Raw genomic sequence first — 6184 nt, 5'->3', positions numbered from 1 at the left:
TGAGTTCTCAAGGAACGGACGCTTCCTTTGTACTCACCCTCGCGGGCTTTCCTCCGGACGTTTTCGTTCGGTGTTTCATTTTGTTCTGTTCTTGCATTTCCGACTCTATCAGACCGTTTCCGTTCCGACTTCCTCGATGCTTTCCAGGTTCTTCGCTTTCGCGTTTTCCCTTTCCGGCGGTTCCGACTCTATCAGAAGCATTTCGGCCGAGCTAATCGGCGTTGATGATTCTGAAAAGGAATCGAGAGGCTCTCAATGGAAATGAAATTCCGGGAGAGCGAGCTAGAGACTAGCTGGTCGCCATCGAGTTTGTCCAACTCAAGGCAACCGTTCGAATCTACCTCCCCCTTCGAACCATGTCAATGGTTTTTTGGGGCGAGGGAGAGACTAGCAGGTCAGGAAGGGCGCACGCACATCACGCTGCAGTCGGGAGCTCGGCGCTCCGGTCTGCACGTTCCACATCGCCTTGTTCGCCTGCTCGGACTGCTCTGCCACCCCATATGTACACGTACAGAAGGAATGCAGCCTCTGCGGCAATGCCGATCGTGATGCGGGCCCAGGTGGGAAGTCCGGAGGGGGTGACGAACCCTTCGATCAGGCCGGAGACGAAGAGGACGAGAGCCAGCCCGATGGCCATGCCGAGTGCTGCCCTGCCCTCCTGCGCCATGGCGGCTCGGCGGGTGCGCGGGCCCGGGTCGATGAGGGTCCAGCCGAGACGGAGGCCCGTACCGGCGGCTACGAAGACGGCGGTGAGCTCCAGCAGTCCGTGTGGGAGCAGCAGGCCGAGGAAGGTGTCGAGACGGCCGGCGGAGGTCATCAGGCCGATGCCTACGCCGAGGTTGAGCATGTTGATGAAGAGGATCCAGAGGACGGGGACGCAGAGAAACGCACCGAGGACGAGACATATGGCTGCCGCCTTGGCGTTGTTCGTCCAGACCTGGGCGGCGAACGAGGCCGCCGGGTGGCTCGAGTAGTACGTCTCGTACTGGCCTCCCGGACGAGTCATCTCGCGGAGGTCGGCCGAGGCGCCTATTGAGGCCTGCACCTCGGGGTGGGAGGCGATCCACCAGCCGATCACCGCGGCCAGCGCTATGGAGAGCAGAGCTGAGGGGATCCACCAGCGGCGACTGCGGTAGACGGCGGCCGGAAAGCCTGCCGTCAGAAAGCGGGCCGCGTCGTGCCAGGAGGCCTGGCGGGTACCGGTGACGGTGGAGCGGGCACGGGACACCAGTTGGGTGAGACGGGCGATGAGGGCGGGATCCGGGGTGGTCGACTGGAGGAGGGAGAGGTGGGTCGCGGTGCGCTGGTAGAGGGCTACCAGTTCGTCGACCTCGGCGCCGGTGAGACGGCGTCCTCGGCCCAGGAGTTGATCGAGTCGGTCCCACTCGGCGTGGTGGGCGGTCACGAAGACGTCGAGGTCCATGGTCGGCTGCTGCTCCAGGCACTGGGTCCGGGTCCGGCGGTTAGGCACAGCACTGCGCGCGCTGGGGGTCAGCTTGGCAGACTGACGATTTCAGGGGTGGCGAAGGTCTGCGAGAGGTGAGCACCGGTGAGTGAGTTCGTGACGGGCGATGCGGTGGTGCTCGGGGTACGGCCGGCACGCCTGCCGAGCCGGGCATTGGCGCTGTTGATCGACATGGCGGTGGTGTGGTCGGTGTACCTCGGGGTGACGCTGGCGCTGATGGTGGCCACTGCTTCGCTGGACGATGCGGCTGCGGCGGCGATCATGGTGGCCTCGTTCTTGCTGGTGCTGGTGGGGGGACCGATCGCCGTGGAGACGCTCACGCGCGGGCGGTCGCTCGGGAAGCTGGCCTGCGGGCTGCGGGTGGTACGGGACGACGGGGGGCCGATCCGGTTCCGGCACGCGCTGGTGCGGGGGGCGGTCGGCGTCGTCGAGGTCCTGATGACGTTCGGGGTCATCGCCTGTATCGCTTCGTTGGTGTCCGAGCGGGGGCGGCGGGTCGGGGACGTGTTCGCCGGGACGCTGGTGGTGCGGGAGCGGGTGTCGGCCGGGCGTGCCGATGCTGTACCTGCGCCGCCGCCGTGGCTGGTGGGGCGGTTCGCCGGGCTGGACCTGTCGCGGGTACCGGACGGCCTGTGGTTGGCCGTACGCCAGTTCCTGACGCGGATGCGGCAGTTGGATCCGCAGGTGGGCGGGGCGATGGCGGGGCGATTGGCCACTGACATGGCGGGTTTCACGGGAGTTCCGGTGCCATCGGGGGTACCTGCGGCTGCCTACTTGGCGGCTGTGGTGCAGGAGCGGCAGGTACGGGACACCCAGCGGGCTTTCCGGGCTTCGGCTTCGGCTTCGGCTTCGGCAGAAGAGGCTGTGAGCGCGAGTGGAAAGGGGGATGGAGTCGCGGGGTATGCGGCCTTTGCAGAGCCCGTGGGTGCTGATGTGCCTGCTCCGCCTGTGGCTACTGCTGCCCCGTCGCCTGCCGGTACCCCTGCCCCTGCCCCGGCCCCTGCGGTGGGCCCGTCCGTTGAGCCAGAGGCGGCGAAGGAGAAGCCTGCAGGGGCAACTGGGTTTGCGCCGCCGGTCTAGAAAGTGTCGGGGTCGGTGGGCTCAGTGGGGAAGACCGACGGGGGTGTCTCCAGGTGTTCGAGCTCGATTCCCGGAGCCGAGAGGACGACGTCGCCTGCGATGTGGATCTGGTGTTGTTCACCGGTGTCCAAGGCGTTGACCTGGTATTCGTCCACCATCAAGGGGCCGTTGTCAGTGGCGTGTGCTTCGCTTTTTACCAAGGCCCAGGACTGGTCGAGCGTACGTGGTGCCAGGACCGGGTCTGTGAAGGCGACCAGGCGGACGCGAGTGGCGGAGGAAGCGGGGGTGAGGCGCAGGAGGCGGGCAACGGCGATGAGGAATGCCGGGGATGTGCCGGTGAAGGCGTGGGCGCGGACACTGCCTTCGGTGGCGTGATCACCGGTCGGGTCGGTACGGACCCAGGTGACGCCGTCGATGGCCGCACCGCGGACCTGCCAGCTCGATGCGTGAAGTTCGAGACGGATGGGGCGGCCGAGGTCGTCGAGGGCGAGGTCGACGGAGCCGGCGTGGTCGCCGGAGGGGGTGGTGGTTTGGGCGACGTAGCGCCAGCCGGAGGGGCCTGGCGCGCAGTGGAAGTGTTCTTCGCCGAGGGGAGTGTGATCGTGGGGATCGTGGAGCGAATAACGGCCGCGGGGCATGGGGTCCTTGGGGGTCTGTCCGAGCTCTGTCCCGGCCTGTGGGCCGGACACGGGGCAGGCCCCCGGCGCGGGGTCCGGGGGCCTGCCTGACAGCTAGGGCTGTCTACTGCTGATGAGCGGCGTGGTGCCGGTTGCTCAGTAGCGGTAGTGGTCGGACTTGTACGGGCCCTCGACCGGGACGCCGATGTAGTCGGCCTGCTCCTGGCGGAGCGTGGTGAGGCGGACGCCGAGGGCGTCGAGGTGGAGACGGGCGACCTTCTCGTCGAGGTGCTTGGGCAGCACGTACACGTCGGTCGGGTACTCCTCCTGCTTCGTGAACAGCTCGATCTGGGCCAGCGTCTGGTCCGCGAAGGAGTTCGACATCACGAAGGACGGGTGACCGGTCGCGTTGCCCAGGTTCAGCAGACGGCCCTCGGACAGGACGATCAGCACCTTGCCGTCCGGGAACGTCCAGGTGTGGACCTGCGGCTTGACCTCGTCCTTCACGATCCCGTCGATCTTCGCGAGACCGGCCATGTCGATCTCGTTGTCGAAGTGACCGATGTTCCCGACGATCGCCTGGTGCTTCATCTTGGCCATGTCCGAGGCCATGATGATGTCCTTGTTGCCCGTCGTCGTCACGAAGATGTCCGCGACAGCGACGACGTCGTCGAGGGTGGCGACCTGGTAGCCGTCCATGGCCGCCTGGAGGGCGCAGATCGGGTCGATCTCGGTGATGATCACCCGGGCGCCCTGGCCGCGCAGCGACTCCGCGCAGCCCTTGCCGACATCGCCGTAACCGAAGACGACCGCGACCTTGCCGCCGATCAGGACGTCGGTGGCACGGTTGATGCCGTCGATCAGGGAGTGGCGGCAGCCGTACTTGTTGTCGAACTTCGACTTGGTGACGGCGTCGTTCACGTTGATCGCCGGGAAGAGAAGATTGCCGTCGCGCTGCATCTCGTACAGACGGTGCACACCCGTCGTGGTCTCCTCGGTCACGCCGCGGATCTCCGAGGCGAGCTGGGTCCACTTCTGGGGGCTCTCACCGAGGGTGCGGTTGAGAAGCGTGAGGATGTAGGCGTACTCCTCGGAGTCCGCGGTGGACGGGTCCGGGGCGGCGCCCGCCTTCTCGAACTCGACGCCCTTGTGGACGAGGAGGGTGGCGTCGCCACCGTCGTCGAGGATCATGTTCGGGCCGCCGGTGGGGGTGTTCGGCCAGGTCAGCGCCTGCTCCGTGCACCACCAGTACTCCTCCAGCGTCTCGCCCTTCCAGGCGAAGACCGGGACGCCCTGCGGGGCCTCGGGGGTGCCGTTCGGGCCGACCGCGATGGCGGCGGCGGCGTGGTCCTGGGTGGAGAAGATGTTGCAGGAGGCCCAGCGGACCTCCGCGCCCAGGGCGACGAGGGTCTCGATGAGGACCGCGGTCTGCACGGTCATGTGGAGCGAGCCGGTGATGCGGGCGCCCGCGAGGGGCTGGGCAGCGGCGTACTCCCGGCGGATCGACATCAGACCGGGCATCTCGTGCTCGGCGAGAGTGATCTCCTTGCGGCCGAAAGCGGCAAGGGAGAGGTCGGCGACCTTGAAGTCCTGGCCGGTGGCGACAGTCGTCATGAAGAGCTGCTCCTCGTGAGGTGGTTCGAGGTGGTTACGGCTGATCTGCGGCGGCGGGCATACGAATGCCCGAGCACTCGCAGCGCAGTCCGTCGGAGGCCCTCTCTCCCTCGGCCGGTCCACGGACCGCCCGACCGCCATCAGCAGCGACGTCTGGCTAGGTTACGAACCTACACCGATCGATCCTGTGGACCCCAGCCCCTCCCCCGTGTGCTGCTGGCTTGAAATCATGCTCTCCATAAGGGCAATTCGGAACCTTTGGGCACTTTTGGGCGCCCGGGGGATGCAGCAAGGCCCCTGTCCTGGCCGGACAGGGGCCTTGCTCAAGAAGTGCTGGAGTCAGTGCGACGGCTCGGGGGTGGGGCCGCCGGGGATGCGGCCCGGGTTGGAGCCCTCGGCGGCCGCGGACTCGCTGTAGATGTCCGGCTCCAGGTAGATGACGCGGGCGATCGGGACGGCGGCGCGGATGCGGTCCTCGGCGGCGTTGATCGCGGTCGCGACCTCGGCGGCGGTGTCGTCGTGCTGGACGGCGATCTTGGCGGCGACGAGGAGCTCCTCGGGGCCGAGGTGGAGCGTGCGCATGTGGATGATGCCGGTGACGGTGTCGCCGTCGACGACCGCGGCCTTGATCTTGTCGACGTCCTCGGTGCCGGCGGCCTCGCCGAGCAGGAGGGACTTGGTCTCGGCCGCGAGAACGATGGCGATGACGATCAGCAGGATGCCGATGCAGAGGGTACCGATGCCGTCCCAGACGCCGTTGCCGGTTGCGAGGGCCAGGCCGACACCGGCGAGGGCGAGGACCAGGCCGACCAGGGCGCCGAGGTCTTCGAGGAGGACGACGGGGAGCTCCGGGGCCTTGGCGCGGCGGATGAACTGCTTCCAGGAGAGCGTGCCGCGCGTCTGGTTGGACTCCTTGATTGCCGTACGGAAGGAGAAACTCTCGGCGATGATCGCGAAGATGAGGACGCCGACCGGCCAGTACCAGGCTTCGATGGCGTGCGGCTCCTTGATCTTCTCGTAGCCCTCGTAGATGGCGAACATGCCACCGACGGAGAAGAGCACGATGGAGACCAGGAAGGCGTAGATGTACCGCTCGCGGCCGTAGCCGAAGGGGTGCTGCGGGGTGGCCTCGCGCTGGGCCTTCTTGCCGCCGAGGAGAAGCAGGCCCTGGTTGCCGGAGTCGGCCAGCGAGTGGACGCTCTCGGCGAGCATCGAGGACGAGCCACTGAAGAGGAACGCCACGAACTTGGAGACGGCGATCGCGAGGTTGGCGGCGAGTGCCGCCACGATTGCCTTTGTTCCGCCTGACGCGCTCATGGGTGCAGGGGTCCTTCCTGGATGGCCTGGATGTCCTGTGACGTCCTGTGACGTCCTGGATGCTGCGGCCCGAGCGCCGCGGTGGGTACGG

General features: G+C 67.1%; 6 protein-coding genes. 2 read left to right on the top strand and 4 right to left on the bottom strand.

Annotation, left to right across the window (positions count from 1 at the left end):
• Nucleotides 1-265, top strand: a 265-nt coding sequence (locus tag AB0D18_RS17060) for a hypothetical protein (RefSeq protein ID WP_362418203.1), incomplete at its 5' end; no start/stop codon positions are given.
• Between the two features lie 150 nt (nucleotides 266-415).
• Here AB0D18_RS17060 and AB0D18_RS17055 read toward each other — a convergent pair.
• Nucleotides 416-1423 carry a stage II sporulation protein M gene (locus AB0D18_RS17055; RefSeq protein ID WP_362418201.1) on the bottom strand — a complete coding sequence of 336 codons (1008 nt, stop codon included), beginning with the start codon at nucleotides 1421-1423 and terminating at the stop codon, nucleotides 416-418.
• Between the two features lie 126 nt (nucleotides 1424-1549).
• Between AB0D18_RS17055 and AB0D18_RS17050 the strand changes: the two genes are divergently transcribed.
• Entirely contained in the window at nucleotides 1550-2545 is a 996-nt protein-coding gene (locus AB0D18_RS17050; RefSeq protein WP_362418198.1) for an RDD family protein, read from the top strand.
• Here the strand turns inward: AB0D18_RS17050 and AB0D18_RS17045 are convergent.
• From AB0D18_RS17045 to AB0D18_RS17035, 3 genes are all read right to left on the bottom strand, one after another.
• Nucleotides 2542-3183: a hypothetical protein gene (locus tag AB0D18_RS17045; protein WP_362418195.1), complete on the bottom strand. Its 642-nt coding sequence runs from the start codon at nucleotides 3181-3183 to the stop codon at nucleotides 2542-2544. The two genes, AB0D18_RS17050 and AB0D18_RS17045, sit on opposite strands and share 4 nt — an antisense overlap.
• A gap of 135 nt (nucleotides 3184-3318) precedes the next feature.
• A complete protein-coding gene (ahcY, locus tag AB0D18_RS17040) occupies nucleotides 3319-4776 on the bottom strand; it encodes an adenosylhomocysteinase (protein ID WP_362418192.1) in 1458 nt (485 codons plus the stop codon).
• A 339-nt stretch (nucleotides 4777-5115) separates the two neighbouring features.
• Nucleotides 5116-6093: a cation diffusion facilitator family transporter gene (locus tag AB0D18_RS17035; RefSeq protein ID WP_362418189.1), complete on the bottom strand. Its 978-nt coding sequence runs from the start codon at nucleotides 6091-6093 to the stop codon at nucleotides 5116-5118.
• Nucleotides 6094-6184: the final 91 nt, after the last annotated feature.

It is taken from the genome of Streptomyces sp. NPDC048442 (assembly GCF_040651475.1).
Classification (GTDB): domain Bacteria; phylum Actinomycetota; class Actinomycetes; order Streptomycetales; family Streptomycetaceae; genus Streptomyces.
The sequence above is the reverse complement of the archived record's forward strand: the minus strand, read 5'-3'. Positions and strand labels throughout refer to the sequence as shown.